Source organism: Achromobacter sp. RTa (assembly GCF_000757485.1).
In the GTDB taxonomy this organism is placed as follows: Bacteria; Pseudomonadota; Gammaproteobacteria; order Burkholderiales; family Burkholderiaceae_B; genus Achromobacter.
Genome location: NZ_JPYO01000022.1, coordinates 70209 through 86145 on the forward strand (window position 1 = coordinate 70209; position 15937 = coordinate 86145).

Consider the following 15937-nt stretch of genomic DNA (forward strand, 5'->3'; position numbering starts at 1 on the left):
TCGCTACCCGCCATGGCTTCCTACGCATTCCGCCTGCTCAACGTCTTCGCTTCCTCCACCTTCAGCGGCAACCAGCTCTGCGTCTTCGAGGACGCCCGAGGCATGGACGACGCCACCATGCTGAACCTGGCGGCGCAATTCAACCTGTCCGAAATCACGTTCATCCTGCCCTCGGAGCGGGCGGACGCGCGGGTGCGCATCTTCACGCCGGGCTACGAAATGAAGTTCGCCGGCCATCCCACCATCGGCACCTCGCAGGTGGTGCGCGATCTGTTCAATACCGGCGACGCGCTGAGGCTGGAGTTCGCCGCCGGCGTCGTGCCGGTGACGGCCCGTGGCGACGCCTGGACCTTCACCGCGCCGTGCCCGGACGGCGTGCGCACCGCGCCGCCTGTCCTGGACCGGGCGGAGATCGCGAGCCTGGCGGGCCTGCAGGCCGGGGACCTGCTGGCCGACCCGGTCTGGGTCGACACCGGTGCCGACCAGCTGCTGGTTCCGCTTGCCACCGTGGACGCGGTGCGCCGTGCGGCGCCTGACGCGTCCCGGCTGGATCGCTGGCAGGCCAACAGCCTGGGCCGCAAGGTGATGTATGTGTTTGCCTTCGACGAAGGCGCGGCGCGCGACGGCCGGCAGGCCGTGGTGGCGCGGTACTTCTATGCCAAGGCGGGCGGCGGGGTGTACGAGGATGCCGGCACCGGCTCGGCCTGCGCGAACCTGGGCGGATGGCTGCGGAACCGGGGCCATGCCTTGCCCGCCAGCATCCTGGTGGAGCAGGGCGACCAGATGGGCAGGCCATGCCGGCTGCTGCTGGATGTGTTGGCCGATGGACGGATCCAGGTGGGCGGACGCGCCCTCGAGATCGGCCGCGGCACGGTGGACGTCTGAAGCAGAGGGCCGCAGTCCCCATGAAAAATGTCCGGTGTCAAGTTCTTTGTGAAGCCATGCAGCGGCGTGAAAGGTATTTCAGATCAAAAGGCTAGGTCTGATTTCGCCCCCTGTTTGCCGCTGCCGCTTTTCGAGCCAGGTGCTGCATAGGCGCTTCGCGGTGGCAAGCCCAGAGGTATTGCGGCGTGCACGGTCACACCATCATAGCCGTGGCGCTCGCCTCCGTGACCATCCCACGCTCAGTTGTCTGGCCTTGCCAGCGGTTACCACTGCACTCGCCAACAGACTGGCCGTATGCATCGCGGCAACACTAGACCGCCGCTGCCAGGAGCGATAGCGAGGGGCAAAGGCGGAAGGCAAGACAAAAGGACGCGGCACCGTGCCGCGTCGAAAGTCAGTCTGCACGTGAGGAGGACGCGGCACAGAGCGGTTTCACCACCGTGCCGTATGGTGCGTAAAGCCCGCACCAACACAGGCGTGTCCGTGTGCTTCGTACGACCGGAAACGCCAGAACTTCCAGACAATCCAGTCATGACTCAACGACTCGGGCAACGCGGGTCGGCCTCTACCGGCATTTCGTCATGCTCGCTAGCGGACGCTACGCGATGGTCGATGACGGCATGGGTTTCTCGTTGGTGCCGTGGCGACCCGCGATCGAACAGCGGCTGGGACAGCAGATCGCCGCAACGGTACACGGCGGTGGTGTGTCGTGGGAGATTGGACGGCAGCGTAGGCCAACCGTTGGTTGAAACGGCGTGCATTCAAGCGAGCGAGTACACCTTTTGCCACTTCCGCTCATCCGCTGAAGGAGAGGATCATTCCTGCCGCCCCAGCGACGAGAACCGCATCGATAAGAAGCTCGAATGTGTGCGTCTGGAGTCGCTGGACGAGACGTTTCGCAATCATCGAACCGACGAGCAATGCGATGCCGATGGCAAGTCCACGTGCGATGACGGGCTGCGTAAGTACGCCTGACACACCAAACGTACCAAGCTTGCCGGCATAGAGCAGGATAGCGCTTGCGGCCTCCGATCCCAGAAATGCACCGCCACTCATTCCGTACCCGGTGAATACCGGCACGCTGAGCGGCCCGGTGGACAGCACGAATCCGGTCAGGAACCCGACAATCGCCCCGGCAAAACTTATGTGCCAGAGGTTCAGATGGAGGTTCGATCGTCTGATGAGGCGGCGCAGCGGGATCATCGCAAGGAAGAAAGCTGCCAGGAACACGTCCACAGTGGCAGGAGAGATCGTCAGCAGCGTGTGCGCCCCGAGCACAGCCGCAGGAACTCCCGCCAACGAATAGGCAAACACCGGCCGCCAACGGATCTCGTGCCACCAGGCAATCACCCGCCCGATGTTCCCGAACAAGGACGCAATCGCCATAACAGGTACAGCGATCCGTGGCCCGTACAGCGTGACGAGGACGGGCAACATGATGAGCGACGAGCCGGTGCCGACGACGCCGCTGAGCACACCAGCGCCAAGGGCGAGAAAGAAGAGAAACAACAGCGCGATCATCGACTCTAGGGTCAACCTGGGCCGTCGCTCGCAGCCGCAAGAAGCGGCACCAGGATGTCGCTGATCGGGGTCAGAATGCCGTGAACCTGGCCGCGACGCGCAATGACGCCGTTGCGGATATCCCATTCGAGCTGTCGGCCAGCTTCTCGATCTGTGAGGATGGAGGTGCTCATGTCTGTGGGCGCCGCCCGGAACTTGTCGAGGATCTCTTGCGGCACTTCGTCGCCGAGTTCAGCGCCCTCGGCACGTGCCACGGCCAGGCATTCCTGCAAATAAGCCAGCGTAAGTCTGGCGATATCAGCGCGACCGAACATGCCTGAGCGGCGGTGCGTGAGTGCCATGAGTCCAGCCACCGCGTTTTGCATCAGCTTGCGCCAAGCCAGCGAGCTAAAGTTCGCGGCCAAACCTACGGCGCACCGTGTGCCTTGTAGCGCTGCGGCGACTACGCGGGAAGCTGACGTGTCCGGCAGGCTGAGGCGCGCGTCACCACGCAAGCGTACCGAGCCGTCGGATTGCGCCTGCGCAGGGAACCACACGACGGCAGGAACGATTTGCCCGTGTGGCGAGTACGGGCGAACCCTATCCAACTGTTCGATCCCGTTCTGCAAAACGCACACCACCGTTTCCGGCCTGACCAACGCCGCAAGCCATTCTGCTGCCGCTTCGATTTGTGTTGCCTTGACGGCCAAAAAGACAAGATCAGCCGTGCGAGCGATTTGTGTCGGATTCGTCCGAACAGGGCCAGGTACGGTGATAAAGCGGTCGCCATCTTGGAGGGTCAGGTGATCGCGGGGGCTACGTCCACACAGCAACGGCGTGCGGCCGACCTCGTGTAGCGCCGCCGCGATCGTGGTGCCAATGGCACCGGGACCGACGACAGCGACGCCAGGGTTGATTTCAGGATTCATGAGAGCGGACTCCTTTAACGGCATCTGCCCACGTGTTGGTTGTGCCCTTCACGCGGAGCAGGTAATATATTACATATGAAAAATGAAATTGGTAACAGCGTTTCAAAGACTGAGCAACGGTTGCAGCAATGGATCGGCAGCATTCAAGCCCGAAGCGGCGACCTCGCCGCAAGCGAGGCGAAAGTTGTCGATCTCCTCCTCACCGATCCTTTGTTTGTCGGAGCAAGCACTACCGCCCAAGTTGCCGCCCGTGCCGGCGTTTCTCCGCCGACGGTGATTCGCGCCGCGCGTGCGCTCGGGTTCGGCGGGTTTACCGAGCTGAAGATCGAGATCGCGCGTGCTCGCGGCACAGCCCGATTCTTCGCGCCTCCTGAAGCACTCGCCGCGGATGCGACGTCGGCCTCAGTGCTTGAAACATCCATTCGTGCTGGTACCGATGCACTGACCGCGCTTAGTGGGGCCATCGAACTCTCTGCGCTTGATAAGGCCGTCGGCTTGATCCAGCGCGCGCGCCAGGTGTTTGCGTTCGGTGCTGGACCTTCCTCGACGGTTGCCGCCGATACGGTCTTCCGTCTGCGTACGATCGGTGTGATGACCGTGGGCATCACGGATCATTTGTCGGCCATGATTGCGGCACGGCTCCTGGGCGCAGAAGACGTCGTCATCGCGGTCAGCTCGACCGGCCGCACGTCTTCAACGCTAGCCGTCGCGGATGCGGCGTCCTCGGCTGGCGCCTCGCTGATCGCCGTCACCAATCAGTACGACACGCCCCTGGCGACCCTCGCCGACGTCGCGCTTGTCGTCGGCGGCGTACCACTACCGGCACAGATGGCCGCTGCGGGAAGTCGATTGGCTCAGCTCGTCGTTATCGATGCGTTGGTCGCATCCCTGGCGCTGCACGATCAAGAGCGGACCCGCTTGGCGGAGCGGGCGGGCATCGATCTTCCCGACATTTCCTGATGCAGCCCGGCACCATCGCAATGGTTCTCGCCGCAGCGGTAGCCCATGCGGTGTGGAACCTGGCCTCGAAGTACAAGCGGGGAGACACTTTACTGTTCGTCTGGGCTTATAGCTGTGCTTCGACGCTGCTGTGGGTCCCGATCGGTCTCGTTCTTATGGTTCAGGACCAAGGGGCGGTCGATTGGCGGCTCGGGGTGGGGGCGGCCGTTTCGGCGGCATTGCACATTGCGTATTCCCTGACCTTGCAGGCTGGCTACGATCGTGCCGAACTCGGGGTGGTTTACCCGATCGCCCGTGGCACAGGGCCGGTGCTGACGATGCTGTTTGCGATTCTTATTTTGGGGGAGTGGCTCTCCGTCGTCGCGCTTTTAGGCGCGCTTCTCGTCGTCTCAGGCATCCTCATCGTTACCGGCAACCCTTTTGGAAGCGGAAGCCGCCGCCCGCTCCAGGGGATGTTTTGGGGAGGTGCTACGGGGGCCACCATCGCAAGCTATACCGTCTGGGACAGCTACGCAGTCACGTCGCTGCATTTGGCGCCCGTGAGCTACTACGCTGCCACACTGCTTCTGCAAACCCTGATCCTGACTCCAAGCGCACTGCGCCGGTGGCATCACATTCACACAGTTATCCGTGCTGATGCCGTGCCTATTCTTATAGTGGCCGTATTCTCTCCACTGGCCTACATCCTCGTGCTAACCGCCATGCTGACGGCACCGCTCGCGCTCGTCGCCCCTCTGCGTGAGTCGTCTATCATCATCGGTTCCCTCTTCGCGTATCTGCTCTTTCGTGAGGACCATCTCGCGCGCCGCATCGTGGGTGCCGTGGTCGTGCTGATCGGAATCGCGGCGATCAGCCTGTGATGCTTTTAGCCACATTGGAGCGCATTCATCAGTTGATTCAGCACAGAATGCAAGCTTGCTGATGAGTACTTCATTCGCCATTCGAAAGGGCCTATGATTGCATGTAGGTAAATCATAGGAGGGCCAAAGATGTCGCGCCCCGATCTCAATCTCCTGCTTGCGCTGGACGCGTTGCTCGACGAAGGCAGCGTCATCGGCGCCGCGCGCCGCATGCACTTGAGCGCACCCGCGATGAGCCGCACCTTGAGCCGTATCCGGGAGGCTTTGGGCGATCCGGTATTCGTCCAGGTCGGTCGCAAGCTCGTACCCACGCCTAGAGCAATGGCGCTGCGCGAGCAGGTGCGGCTGGCGGTCGAACAGGCCTCGCAGGTGTTCGCCTCCGATGCAGAGATCGACCTGAAATCGCTGGATCGGCGTTTCAACGTGCGTGCTACCGACGAGTTCGTGAGCATCCATCTTGGTCATCTCCTTGATGCGATGGCGCGGGAGATGCCGCGGGCGATGCTGCGCTTTTCGCCGGAGGAAGATGACGTGGACGAGGAGGCGCTGCGTAGCGGCCGCATCGACCTATTCATCAGCGCATCGCGCAAGCTGGGGCCGGAGATTCGCGTGCAGTCGCTGTTCACCACCACGTTCGTGGGCGTCGCGCGCGCCAACCATCCGATTTTCGACGACGAGATCACGCCCGAGCACCTCACGCGCTGGGAGCACATCAACGTGTCGCGGCGCGGCAAGGCCGTCGGGCCGGTCGATGCTGCGCTGGAGGCGCAGGGGCTGCGCCGACACGTCGCCCTGGTACTGCCCAATCCGTACACGGCACTGTTTGCATTGCAAGATTCGGATCTGCTATTGCCGTTGCCCCGGCATCTGGCCAGTACTGCGCTGTCCGCGGGCTTGCATATTCGCGTGTTCGACCTGCCGACACCGCTGGAAACGGTGCTACTGACCCAGGCCTGGCATCCGCGCCTGGAGGGCGACCCGGCCCATCAATGGCTGCGGCAGACCATCCATACGCTCTGCAACGAGAGCCAGGCGCAAGCGGCAAAGCGCGCCAAGCCCTAGCGACGATCGCCCCCTATTCGTGCGTATTACGCACTCATCTGAGTGCAATAAATTCACTTTTCGGAATGATCCGCCCTGCCTACAGTGATGCGTATTGATCACTGTAGAAGGGTTACATCGTGCATTCGGCGAACGTGCCTGACGCGGATTCAGGCGCCTCTTTACGCCACTCCTGGTTGAGGGAGCGGTTGGCGCGTGGCCTGCTTTGTCTCGATCTGACTACGCCACGCGCGACCTATGTGATGCGGTCGATCCTGGCTGCCTGCCTAGCTTTGGTGGTCGCCTATTTGCTCGATCTGCACGCGCCCTACGCGGCGGCTTCCAGCGTGCTGCTGGTCATCAACCCCGTCCAGGGCGGCGTAATCGGCAAGGGAGTGTGGCGAGTGCTGGGTACGCTGGTCGGCATGCTGGCGGCCTTCGTGCTGATGAGCGCCTTCGGCCAGATGCCCTGGCTGTTCCTGCTCGGTTTCGGCCTGTGGCTGGGGGTGTGCGTGGTGGGCATGACCCTGCTGCGTCATTTCCGAGCCTATGGTGCCACGCTGGCAGGCTATACCGTGGGCCTGGCGGCCTACGGCGCCATGCAGCATCCGGAACGCACCTTCGACCAAGTAATGGGGCGCGGAGCATCCGTGATGATCGGCGTGGTCTGCCTAGCGCTGGTCTCGGCCCTGTTCAGCAGCCGCAGCGTGCACAGCCGCCTGGCGGCGTTGCTCGACCGCCTTGCGGTCGCCACGGCGGGCGTGCTTGCGACGCATCACCAGGCCATTCAAGGTAGCGACGGACCAGATGCCAAGCCCCTCGATGCCGGACGGCGCTCGCTCATCACCGAGGTCTATGGCGTGGACGATCTGCTGGCTCTGGGCAAGGCCGAATCCGCCGACCTAGCCCATCGTGCCGGCACGGTGCGGCACGCAATGGTGTCGCTTTTTTCCGCTCTTGTGGGCGGTGCGCCGCCCCTGCACGGGCAAAGCGCCAGCCTAGCTGTACTGAGAGTGTTGCAACCGGACTGGGAAAAGGCATGGCGGGAGGTCGGCCGGTCGCTGGGGCAGGAATCTGGCACGGCCGGAAGAGCACGAGCTATCCGGCTATTGACCGACCTGCGCGCCCGACTGGTGGACGTGCTCACCGCCACCTCGTTCGACGACGCCTCCGAGCAAGCCACACTGATGATCGCGGGCGATCGCTTGATCGAGCAACTCGACGATTACCTACAAGCCCTTGAAGGCATCGAACGTTTCCACCAACCCAGGCCGACGCCGGCTCACGTGTCCGTGCCGTTCCATCGTGACACCACGGCAGCCCTCCAGAACGGCGTGCGCGCACTGTTGACCGTGCTGATGGGCGGCGCCTTCTGGATCGCCACCGGTTGGACGGAAGGCAACATGATGCTGGCGGGGTTGGCGGCAGCCTGCGCGCTGCTGTCCACCGCGCCCAATCCCGCGCTGGGTGCGGTCGAGTTCATTAAGGGTACGGTGGCAGCCGTGGCGATGGCCTTCCTGTGCACCTTCATCGTGCTGCCGCACGTCTCGGGCCTGCCGTTGTTGCTGGTGATCCTGAGTCTGTTCTGGCTGCCAGGTGTGTATGCCACCACGATGCCGCGCTATGCCTTGGCGGGCGTGGCCTATCTGGTGGCATTCACGACGCTGGCGGCGGCGGACAACCCGATGCGCTACGACTTTGCGCTGTTCCTCAATGGGGCCGTGGCCTGGATCCTGGCGACGTGTTTCACGCTGTTGGGCTTCAGGATCGTGCTGCCGCGCAACGGGGGGCGTGACGTCATGCGCTTGCGCCTGCGAATCCGCGATTCGGCGCTGAGCACCTTACGCGGGGAGCCGACGGATGCGCCGGCTTGGCAATGGCGTCAGCAGCACCGCATCGCGCAACTCGGCGCCTTGCTCAAAGCGCAGCCGCAGGCGATGGATCGTGCCATTGCTCAGGCACTGACCAGTCTGCACCTGGGCCGAGAGGTGCTACGCCTTCGCCGCTGGCTGCGCCAAGCCTCTCCAGACGCCGAATGGCCGCATGCGGTGGAGCGCTCGCTGCGCTACATGCGTCAACGGGCCGGTGATCCCGTGAGTGCCGCTCGTCATGCCCGCCGTGCGGCGACGTCTCTGGCGCGTTTGCCGGTGCGATCCAGCGCCGCGATGGATGAAATGAGGCGCGTGACGGCCGTTCTTTTCGACATCGCCGCGCTGCTGGAGCGTCATGCGAACGGCGTTCCGTCCCCCTCTGGAGGCCAAGCCCATGCTCAGTGAGTTCTCGTTCGCCGGCATCTACCTGCCGCCGTTCTTTGCCTACGCCTGCCTGGCGCTGCCGATCTATCTGGGCCTTCGCTTCGTGTTCGCACGCAGCGGCGTGCTGCGCTGGGTCTGGCATCCGGGCCTGTTCGAGTTCGCCATTTCCATTTGTCTTGTTTCCCTCTTGGTGCTTTATGTCTGAACGCTCAATTTCCGCCCAGCACCTGCTGCGGGCAGGACTCACCCTCGTGGTGGTGGTTGCCGCCGGCTTTCTGGTCAGTGCGCTGTGGCGCGCCTACGTCGTCGCTCCCTGGACCCGCGATGGCCGTGTCAGCGCGCAGATCGTGCGCATCGCCCCCGAAGTGTCAGGCACCGTCGCCGAGGTTTCGGTCGCGGACGACCAATACGTCAAACGCGGAGAAGTGCTCTATCGCATCGACAATGCCAGCTTCGCGCTGGCATTGGCCCAGGCCGAGGCCCAGCTGGCGGCGGCCGAGGTGTCCTTGCGCCAGAAGACTGAGGAGGCGCGCCGCCGCCGGGGTATGGAAAGCCTGGTGCCTGCCGAGGACATCCAGCGAGCGAATCAGGCCGTAGCCATCGCCCAGGCCGAACTTCGCGGTGCACGGGTCACCGTGGAGAGGGCGAAGCTGGATCTGGCGCGCACCGAACTGCGTGCGCCAACCGATGGCTACATCACGCGCCTGCGCCTGAACAAGGGCGACTACGCCGTGGCGGGCCAGCCGAACCTGGCCCTGATCGACGCCCATAGCTTCTGGATTACCGGCTATTTCGAGGAAACCAAACTGCGCGGCATCAAGCCCGGCGCGGCGGCGCAAATCCGCCTGATGGGCTTCGACCAAGTGTTGCCAGGACGGGTGGCCAGCATCGGGCGCGGCATCACCGACAGCAACCAGCAGGCCGACGCGCAGGGCCTGCCGAGCGTGGAGCCCAGCTTCAGTTGGGTCCGGCTGGCGCAGCGCATTCCCGTGCGCGTCGAGTTCGAGCATGTCCCGCAGGAGGTCGTGCTGGCCGCCGGCATGACCGGCAGCATCGAGGTCACGCCTTCAGCAGGCACGCCGGTGCCGCAGGGCCGGCTGATTTCGCTGCTACACCGCTGGATGTGAGGACAAAGCCATGCCTGCACCCATCCCCTGCACACAGCCGCGCCTTCGGCAGGCAATGCTGGCCTCACTGTTGGCCGTCCTGGCCGGCTGCACCACCGTGGGCCCGGACTACCGCACGCCGACGCTGGATGTGCCCGCGCACTGGATCGACGCCAACGTCGCCATGTCCGACGGCGACCACGATGGCCTGCGCACCTGGTGGCGCGCCTTCCAAGATCCGTTGCTCGACCGCCTGGTCGATCAGACCCTGACGCATAACCAGGACCTAGATATCGCCTTGGCGCGCCTGCGCCAGGCACGCGCCGAACGTGTGCAGATCGCATCAGCCGCCTTGCCCGAAGTCTCGGTCGGCGCCACTGGCCAGACGGTGCGCAGTAGCAAGGCACTCAGCGCGCAGCCCGGCGGACGGGCACGAACCTGGCACCTGGGATTCGATGCCAGTTGGGAACTGGACTTGTTCGGAGGCACGCGCCGCGCGGTCGAAGCCGCTGACGCCGGCATCCAGGCGCTCGCCGAAGACCATCGCGCGCTGCAAGTGAGCTTGGTAGCCGAACTGGTATCCGATTACGCCGGACTGCGCGCCGCGCAACTGCGTCTGGCCATCGCGCAAGATAGTATCCGCACGCTGGCTGAAGCCGAACGCCTGGCCGAACAGGCACACCGCAGCGGCCTGGGCACGCTGGCCGACGTTACCCAGGCCCGCGCTGAGCGCGAAACGGCCGAGGCGCAACCGCCTTTGCTGGAAGCAGACATCGCCCGTTTCAGCCATGCCATCGGCGTGCTGGCGGGCGGCTTTCCCGGGGATTGGTACGCCGACCTCGCCACGTCCGCACCGGCATTGCCCATGCCGGCCGACTTGCCGCTGTCACTCCCTTCGGAAGTTATTCGCCAACGCCCCGACCTGCGTGCGGACGAACGACGCCTGGCCGCCGCCACCGCGCAGATCGGCGTAGCCGAGGCCGCACGCTTTCCCACGTTCCGCATTCCCCTGGGAATCGGCACCACCGCCAGCGTCATCCACGACCTGTTCTCGGGCGCCAGCCTGGCGTGGTCGGCGGCGATGCAAGGCAGCCAGTCCCTCTACGATGCCGGCCGCGCGAGGGCAGGCGTGACAGCGGCGCAGGCCAACGCCGACGCCGTGCGGCGCGTCTACGAGCGGGACGTGAGGTCGGCCCTGCGCGACGTGGAAGACGCCTTGACTGCATGGACCAGCGAACGCCAGCGGCAAGCCGCGTTACAGAAAGCAGTGGTCGACAGCCAACAAGCTTTGGAACAGACCACCCAACTCTACGCGCGGGGATTGAGCGCCTACTTGCCGGTGCTGGTGGCGCAGCGCAGCCTGAACCAGGCACGCGATGCGCTTGCCCTCAGCCAACTGGCGCAGTTGCAAGGCGGCATTGCCTTGTACAAGGCGCTGGGCGCGGGAGGGACGGACAGGGCATTGCTCTTTCAATCCGACGAAGGCCCCGCCGCACAAACAGCGGCGACGCATTGACGTTCTGAGGCATGGGAGGCACTGAATGGAGCTACGTCATCTTCGATGCTTCCTGGCCGTGGCCGAAGAACTCCACTTCGCCCGTGCGGCGGAGAAGCTGCACATTGAACAGTCGCCACTGTCGCGCACCATCAAGGAACTGGAAGAAGACCTGGGCGTGCGCCTATTCATTCGCAACACTCGCAGCACTCGCCTATCGCGTGCCGGGGAGGTCTTCAAGGAGCATGTGCCGCGCATCTTTACCTCCTTGCAACAGGCCCGCGATGGAGCCCGATCCGTTGCTGCTGGCTATGACGGCCAACTGCGCATTGCCTTGTCCGACGGCATCACGCCACCACACCTGAGCGCCTTCCTGGCGAAGTGCCGGGACGATGATCCAGAAGTCGATATCCATTTAATTGAAGTCCCCTTGTCGCAGCAGATCAAGGGGCTTCGCGAAGACCTCTACGACGCAGGATTCGCACAGTCTGACGACGTGGGCGATGGTTTGCTTGCTGTACCTGCTTGGCGTGATCCGCTTGTGATCGCGGTTCTGGCCAAGCATCCGCTGCTGACCCGTAAACGTATTCCTCTGGAAGAAGTCCTGCGCTATCCCATAGTGATGGGCGATCCGCACGCTTGCGAGGGCTACTGTCGGCAGATTGCGCGGGTACTGCGCAAGGTGGAAACGGAGCCGCTAGTGGCGGAAGAAGTCGCTTCGCTTGATCTGATGCTGACCTTGGTTTCCGCTGGTTATGCCTTGGCGCTGGTCGGGGCGTCGCAGATCGCGGCCTGCCGTTCGCCAGACGTGACTAGCCGTCCGCTGGCGGGCATGTCGCCTGTGCTCACGACCTATCTCCTGCGAGCCGATGCAGTCCCTTCCGAGCCGCTGTCCCGCTTCATCGAACGCGCCATTCCGGACGCTTCTGATTCATCCCGTTAACCTTGATTCCACTCATTCGATGCCTTGCTGCTCTGGCGCAGCAGGGCATACCTCGGCGTAGGCAGCACGCGGCCAAGCCCGTCACCATGCGGCTTTGCGCCTCCTGACGGCACGGTGCCGCAATATGGTGCGTGCCGTGCCAACTCTATGTGCAGACAGGCTTTGCGCGCACCGTAGTGCCGCGCCCTTTAATCTTGCCTTCCGCCGCTCTCATGTCAAACGGCACGCAATTTTGATGCAGCGGCGGCGCGTCAAGCCTGTCGCCTGCACGTTGGACGGCTGCGCCGAGTGCAGTTCGGCATACAGTGCGAATGCGCGCGCAATGACAGGCCGATAGCACGTTGCCAAGCATGGGAGTGACCGCATGACGTGCAGCGCCGATGCCAACGGCCATGCTTCACACTGGCATGGTTTTGAAATGCTTCCGCCCCTGTTTCACGCATACAAGCGTGCGTGAAACAGGGGCGGAATCTTTGCAACTGCGAGTGCCGACCGCCGACATAAAACGACCCGAAGGAGACACCCGCTCCCCCCTAATCTTATCGTCGCAAAACAGCCGTTCGAACCCTCACAGCCGCGCCTTACTACTCAGCGCTCGACCTTGAGCAACTCAATGATCTGGTCAACGCCGAGGTCTCGACCAAAGCCTAGAGTCGCCCGGATCGGTTGGAACGCTTTGCTCATGCGGCTATAGCGAGCGGCGGTCGGTGAGTGCGAGTTGAAGTCACGCTTCTTGAATCGGGAAAAACGATCCATTTTTTCGACAAGGAAGCGGGCAATGCTCATTAAAGAGCTCTCGTTATTGCCGTCGAAGCCAGCGAACTTGGGCAGGTAGCCATGGTTTGCAGCCTTTAGGCGCTCAGTTTCTTCTGGCGTCAGCTTTTCGATGCTGCTTTCGATGAAGTCCCACATGTCCAGCGTATCAACTACCAGAGTAACGTCTGCGGGTCGATCTGCGTGTGTATGGAACAACCCCTGCATCTCCCACGTTGGAGCCCAGTAGTGCCCCCCATAGATGGTCTCGGCGACAAAATCGACATCGGTTTCGGCATTCTTGATATTCAGGTGCTTCATGATGTCTCGCAGCATCATGAAGTTCAGCTTGTCTCCATCCGTGAGGTGAATACTCTTGCCCGTCATCGTGCCGAGGCCGATGTCCACTAGCTGACGGATAGCATCAGAGCGGGAACTGGCTTGGCCCGTCTCATTCATCCAGATGTCGATACGTTCGACGAGCTCTTCATCAAGGCGTAGTTCAAGTCGTTCGGCTTTTCCCATGGCAAATCTCCGGCTTCCCGGCAAATTGCCGGCTTACCGTACAAATGTACGGCAATCATGCTGAGTTTGTCAATACCGCCCAGCCGACAGCATTGAATGCGCCTCCAAAGCAGTCACACCGAATGACCACAACTGGACTAACTCAGTCAGCGCTGACGGTATTTTCTCGTACCTTTAACCGCTTACCCATGACCACCGTTTGGCGGCGCAACGCTACCAATTCCGCAGCCTTGCGCACCGGATCATCCTCGGTGTGGACATAGCGCATGAACATCGCCACGGTCTTGTGCGCCGTCAGCGCCATGCCGACCTTGACCGGGATGCCCGAGTTGGCAATGTCGGTTGCGGAACGGTGGCGGATACCGTGGGTGCCGACATGCGCTGCGCCTGCGGCCTTGAGCGCACGGCTCCAGCCGTTGTAATACTCGCCCGTGGTCAGGTGCTGGCCGGGATGGCTCGGGGATGGCAGCACGTAGGGGCTGCCTTCCTGCTTCGGTGCTGTCGATAGAAGCCGGTAGGCTTCCTCGCTCATGGGTTTGGACATGCCGCCGGTCTTGCTGTCGGGCCAGACGACGCGCCGGTTCTCGAAGTCCACCCAATCCCATTGGAGCGTGACGATTTCGCCGCGCCGACCGGCGAACTCGAATTGCAGGCGGATTGCCAACGGGATGACGTAGTTCTCCAGTCCTTCGGCCTCGATCCTATCGAGCTGCCGGAACAGCTTGCCCATGTCTTCGTCGCTGATGAGGTGGGTGGCCTTGCCGTTGGGGAACATGGGCACGTGACGGCACGGATTGGTGCCGTCGGGACGATAGCCCCACACCTCGGCCAGATTGAACATACGGCGCATGACGCTGAATGTGCGGTTCGCGTCGGCAGGCTTGTGGGCCATCTTCTTCATCATCGCCGCCACGTCCGGGCGCTTCACATCCTGAACCTTCATCCGGCCAATCATTGGAATGATGTTGCGGTCGATGACGCTCTGGTAGCCCTCCTGCGTGCTGGGCTTGTTGCGTAGCTTGGAGTAGTCCTCCATGAACTTCGCGCACAACTCCTTGACCGTGGGTGCTTTGCGGGCAGCTGCCTTGTCGGCGGCGGGGTCGCCGCCCCGGCGTACCTGGGCCAGCCACTCTTGCGCCAACGAGCGGGCCTGTTCGACGGTCAATTCCCCGTACTGGCCCAAGGCAGGCTTGCGGCGCTCGCCCGCGTTCGTGCGGTACTGGAGCATGAACACCTTGCGGCCCGCTGGGGTAATCTTGCACAGGAAGCCGGGCACCAGCGTGTCCCGGAGTTCGATGGCTTGCGACTGAGGTTGCGCCGCATCGACGGCGGACTTGGTGAGCTTGAGCTTTGCCATGATGACTCCTCGGAACAACCCGATTCCCAGGAGCCTCATAGGGGCCAGCAGAGGGGAAGGCGGGTCAGGTTTCGGAAAGCACCGGCATATGTTGAACGCACCTAAATTATTGATAAACCTGCTGTATCGGGTCTAGGCGCGTACCAACGAAATGCGGCACTGGAGTCATGGTGAAATGAAAAAAACGGCGCCCGCCATGCGGACGCCGTTTCTCTTCGGGGCTCGCCCGAAGCGACGCTGGCTCTACTGCTTGTTCTTGGCGGGATCGACCTTGATGTTGTTCATTACCTGTTTCACGCCTTCGACACCTCGCGTCACGGTGGCAGCATGATCGGCCTCGGCGGCGGTCCCCACGGTGCCGGTCAGCGTCGTGACGCCGGCATTGGTTTCCACGGCGATGTCCAGCGCGCTCAACTGCTTGTCGGCCACGAAGGCGGCCTTGACCTTGGTGGTCACGGTGGCGTCGGACGCATATTCACCCACGGACTGTTTCGGCTTGCCGTCGTCGGCGGCAAAGGCGATGGAAGTGAAGACGGCGCCCGTGCCCAGCGCAGCGGCGGCGATCAGCTTGCGAAATTCCATAGTCATGCTCCTTGTTGGTGTGGTTCGGCGCGTTCGAGACGCAACGGGTTTCGGGAAACTCCTGGGTACGGGTTCTATTTCTTGCGGAATGCGCCGCCCAATATGGACAGCAGCGCCAGTACCAGGAAGACGAAGAACAGGATCTTGGCGATGCCCGCAGCGCCGGCGGCGATGCCGCCGAAACCCAGGACAGCCGCGATGATGGCAATGACGAAGAAAACTACGGCGTAGTGCAGCATGTCAGCTTCTCCTGGTGGTTGCCTGGATCAGGGATTGCGGTCGAAGAAGTCGCGGACTTCCTTTTCCGCCTGCTCCCGGGTCTTGCCATAGCGCTCCTGGATCAGGCCTGCCAGGCGTTCGGCGTTGCCTTCCGTGCGGGTCAGCTCATCGTCGGTGAGCTCGCCCCAGGCAGCCTTGGCCTTGCCTGCCAGTTGCTTCCATTTGCCCGCGATAACGTCGTTGTTCATGGTGATCTCTCCGTTTGCGTGCGAGGAGGGCTTGTGGCTTGCAAACCCGGCCCCGCGGTTGAATGGGACATCGATCAGCCAGGCCTGCCTGCGTAGCGGATGCTGTCGTGCAGGCCATGTCTTCAACGTACGAGTCGCCGGCAAGGCCTGTCAAACCTTGCTGTGGACAAATGTAACGGCGCCAGCGCGGCGGGATGGCCGGATTTCCGGCGGCAGGGGTTGCAGGCGCACTAGCGGCGGAAGTTACATTCCAGCAATGTCTTGTCGGCTTTTGCGGGA

Annotated in this window: 16 protein-coding genes and 1 pseudogene; 10 read left to right on the forward strand and 7 right to left on the reverse strand. The window is 63.0% G+C overall.

What is annotated here, in order from left to right; translation table 11 throughout:
- Positions 1-12 precede the first annotated feature (12 nt).
- The gene (locus JL37_RS07145; protein WP_043542947.1) at positions 13-885 is read left to right on the forward strand and encodes a PhzF family phenazine biosynthesis protein; all 873 of its coding nucleotides are present in this window, start codon (positions 13-15) and stop codon (positions 883-885) included.
- A 548-nt stretch (positions 886-1433) separates the two neighbouring features.
- Positions 1434-1634 (forward strand): annotated as a pseudogene (locus tag JL37_RS29940) (DUF3363 domain-containing protein); the annotation flags it as partial.
- Positions 1635-1680: 46 nt separating this feature from the next.
- Here JL37_RS29940 and JL37_RS07150 read toward each other — a convergent pair.
- Together JL37_RS07150 and JL37_RS07155 are read right to left on the reverse strand one after the other, a co-directional pair.
- A complete protein-coding gene (locus JL37_RS07150; RefSeq protein ID WP_023090477.1) occupies positions 1681-2406 on the reverse strand; it encodes a sulfite exporter TauE/SafE family protein in 726 nt (241 codons plus the stop codon).
- A gap of 11 nt (positions 2407-2417) precedes the next feature.
- Positions 2418-3314 carry an oxidoreductase gene (locus JL37_RS07155; RefSeq protein WP_023090476.1) on the reverse strand — a complete coding sequence of 299 codons (897 nt, stop codon included), beginning with the start codon at positions 3312-3314 and terminating at the stop codon, positions 2418-2420.
- Positions 3315-3389: 75 nt separating this feature from the next.
- Between JL37_RS07155 and JL37_RS07160 the strand changes: the two genes are divergently transcribed.
- The 8 genes from JL37_RS07160 to JL37_RS07195 all read left to right on the forward strand — a co-directional run bounded on the left by JL37_RS07160 (position 3390) and on the right by JL37_RS07195 (position 11974).
- A complete protein-coding gene (locus tag JL37_RS07160; RefSeq protein ID WP_023090475.1) occupies positions 3390-4274 on the forward strand; it encodes a MurR/RpiR family transcriptional regulator in 885 nt (294 codons plus the stop codon).
- Entirely contained in the window at positions 4274-5134 is an 861-nt protein-coding gene (locus JL37_RS07165) for a DMT family transporter (RefSeq protein WP_023090474.1), read from the forward strand. The genes JL37_RS07160 and JL37_RS07165 overlap by 1 nt, the downstream gene beginning before the upstream one ends.
- A gap of 129 nt (positions 5135-5263) precedes the next feature.
- On the forward strand, positions 5264-6196 hold the full coding sequence (locus JL37_RS07170; protein WP_023090473.1) for a LysR family transcriptional regulator: 933 nt from the start codon (positions 5264-5266) through the stop codon (positions 6194-6196).
- A gap of 119 nt (positions 6197-6315) precedes the next feature.
- On the forward strand, positions 6316-8451 hold the full coding sequence (locus tag JL37_RS07175; RefSeq protein WP_231570308.1) for an FUSC family protein: 2136 nt from the start codon (positions 6316-6318) through the stop codon (positions 8449-8451).
- Positions 8441-8635: a DUF1656 domain-containing protein gene (locus JL37_RS07180; RefSeq protein WP_031764534.1), complete on the forward strand. Its 195-nt coding sequence runs from the start codon at positions 8441-8443 to the stop codon at positions 8633-8635. The genes JL37_RS07175 and JL37_RS07180 overlap by 11 nt, the downstream gene beginning before the upstream one ends.
- The gene (locus JL37_RS07185) at positions 8628-9557 is read left to right on the forward strand and encodes an HlyD family secretion protein (RefSeq protein WP_079278323.1); all 930 of its coding nucleotides are present in this window, start codon (positions 8628-8630) and stop codon (positions 9555-9557) included. Before JL37_RS07180 ends, JL37_RS07185 begins: the two co-directional genes overlap by 8 nt.
- Before the next feature lie 10 nt (positions 9558-9567).
- Positions 9568-11052 carry an efflux transporter outer membrane subunit gene (locus JL37_RS07190; RefSeq protein WP_043542950.1) on the forward strand — a complete coding sequence of 495 codons (1485 nt, stop codon included), beginning with the start codon at positions 9568-9570 and terminating at the stop codon, positions 11050-11052.
- Between the two features lie 25 nt (positions 11053-11077).
- Positions 11078-11974: a LysR family transcriptional regulator gene (locus JL37_RS07195; protein WP_023090469.1), complete on the forward strand. Its 897-nt coding sequence runs from the start codon at positions 11078-11080 to the stop codon at positions 11972-11974.
- 588 nt (positions 11975-12562) lie between these two features.
- On the opposite strand, the gene JL37_RS07200 is transcribed toward JL37_RS07195, so the two are convergent.
- The 5 genes from JL37_RS07200 to JL37_RS07220 form a co-directional block, all read right to left on the reverse strand.
- Complete coding sequence (locus tag JL37_RS07200; RefSeq protein ID WP_023090468.1) at positions 12563-13252, reverse strand: YfbU family protein; 690 nt, start codon at positions 13250-13252, stop codon at positions 12563-12565.
- A gap of 142 nt (positions 13253-13394) precedes the next feature.
- The gene (locus JL37_RS07205; protein ID WP_023090467.1) at positions 13395-14609 is read right to left on the reverse strand and encodes a site-specific integrase; all 1215 of its coding nucleotides are present in this window, start codon (positions 14607-14609) and stop codon (positions 13395-13397) included.
- Positions 14610-14852: 243 nt separating this feature from the next.
- Positions 14853-15191, reverse strand: a complete 339-nt coding sequence (locus tag JL37_RS07210) for a BON domain-containing protein (RefSeq protein WP_043542953.1) — start codon at positions 15189-15191, stop codon at positions 14853-14855.
- Positions 15192-15265: 74 nt separating this feature from the next.
- Positions 15266-15430, reverse strand: a complete 165-nt coding sequence (locus JL37_RS29945; RefSeq protein ID WP_006389411.1) for a DUF1328 domain-containing protein — start codon at positions 15428-15430, stop codon at positions 15266-15268.
- Between the two features lie 27 nt (positions 15431-15457).
- Positions 15458-15658 carry a CsbD family protein gene (locus JL37_RS07220; RefSeq protein ID WP_043542954.1) on the reverse strand — a complete coding sequence of 67 codons (201 nt, stop codon included), beginning with the start codon at positions 15656-15658 and terminating at the stop codon, positions 15458-15460.
- Between the last annotated feature and the right edge of the window lie 279 nt (positions 15659-15937).

What these genes read in the sequence shown, in the direction of transcription:
- JL37_RS07145 (WP_043542947.1), top strand. Translation starts at nt 13, where the DNA reads ATGGCTTCCTACGCATTCCGCCTGCTCAACGTCTTCGCTTCCTCCACC.
- JL37_RS07220 (WP_043542954.1), bottom strand. Translation starts at nt 15,658, where the DNA reads ATGAACAACGACGTTATCGCGGGCAAATGGAAGCAACTGGCAGGCAAG.
- JL37_RS29945 (WP_006389411.1), bottom strand. Translation starts at nt 15,430, where the DNA reads ATGCTGCACTACGCCGTAGTTTTCTTCGTCATTGCCATCATCGCGGCT.
- JL37_RS07180 (WP_031764534.1), top strand. Translation starts at nt 8,441, where the DNA reads ATGCTCAGTGAGTTCTCGTTCGCCGGCATCTACCTGCCGCCGTTCTTT.
- JL37_RS07190 (WP_043542950.1), top strand. Translation starts at nt 9,568, where the DNA reads ATGCCTGCACCCATCCCCTGCACACAGCCGCGCCTTCGGCAGGCAATG.
- JL37_RS07210 (WP_043542953.1), bottom strand. Translation starts at nt 15,191, where the DNA reads ATGGAATTTCGCAAGCTGATCGCCGCCGCTGCGCTGGGCACGGGCGCC.
- JL37_RS07160 (WP_023090475.1), top strand. Translation starts at nt 3,390, where the DNA reads ATGAAAAATGAAATTGGTAACAGCGTTTCAAAGACTGAGCAACGGTTG.
- JL37_RS07150 (WP_023090477.1), bottom strand. Translation starts at nt 2,406, where the DNA reads ATGATCGCGCTGTTGTTTCTCTTCTTTCTCGCCCTTGGCGCTGGTGTG.
- JL37_RS07205 (WP_023090467.1), bottom strand. Translation starts at nt 14,609, where the DNA reads ATGGCAAAGCTCAAGCTCACCAAGTCCGCCGTCGATGCGGCGCAACCT.
- JL37_RS07200 (WP_023090468.1), bottom strand. Translation starts at nt 13,252, where the DNA reads ATGGGAAAAGCCGAACGACTTGAACTACGCCTTGATGAAGAGCTCGTC.
- JL37_RS07185 (WP_079278323.1), top strand. Translation starts at nt 8,628, where the DNA reads ATGTCTGAACGCTCAATTTCCGCCCAGCACCTGCTGCGGGCAGGACTC.
- JL37_RS07170 (WP_023090473.1), top strand. Translation starts at nt 5,264, where the DNA reads ATGTCGCGCCCCGATCTCAATCTCCTGCTTGCGCTGGACGCGTTGCTC.
- JL37_RS07155 (WP_023090476.1), bottom strand. Translation starts at nt 3,314, where the DNA reads ATGAATCCTGAAATCAACCCTGGCGTCGCTGTCGTCGGTCCCGGTGCC.
- JL37_RS07165 (WP_023090474.1), top strand. Translation starts at nt 4,274, where the DNA reads ATGCAGCCCGGCACCATCGCAATGGTTCTCGCCGCAGCGGTAGCCCAT.
- JL37_RS07195 (WP_023090469.1), top strand. Translation starts at nt 11,078, where the DNA reads ATGGAGCTACGTCATCTTCGATGCTTCCTGGCCGTGGCCGAAGAACTC.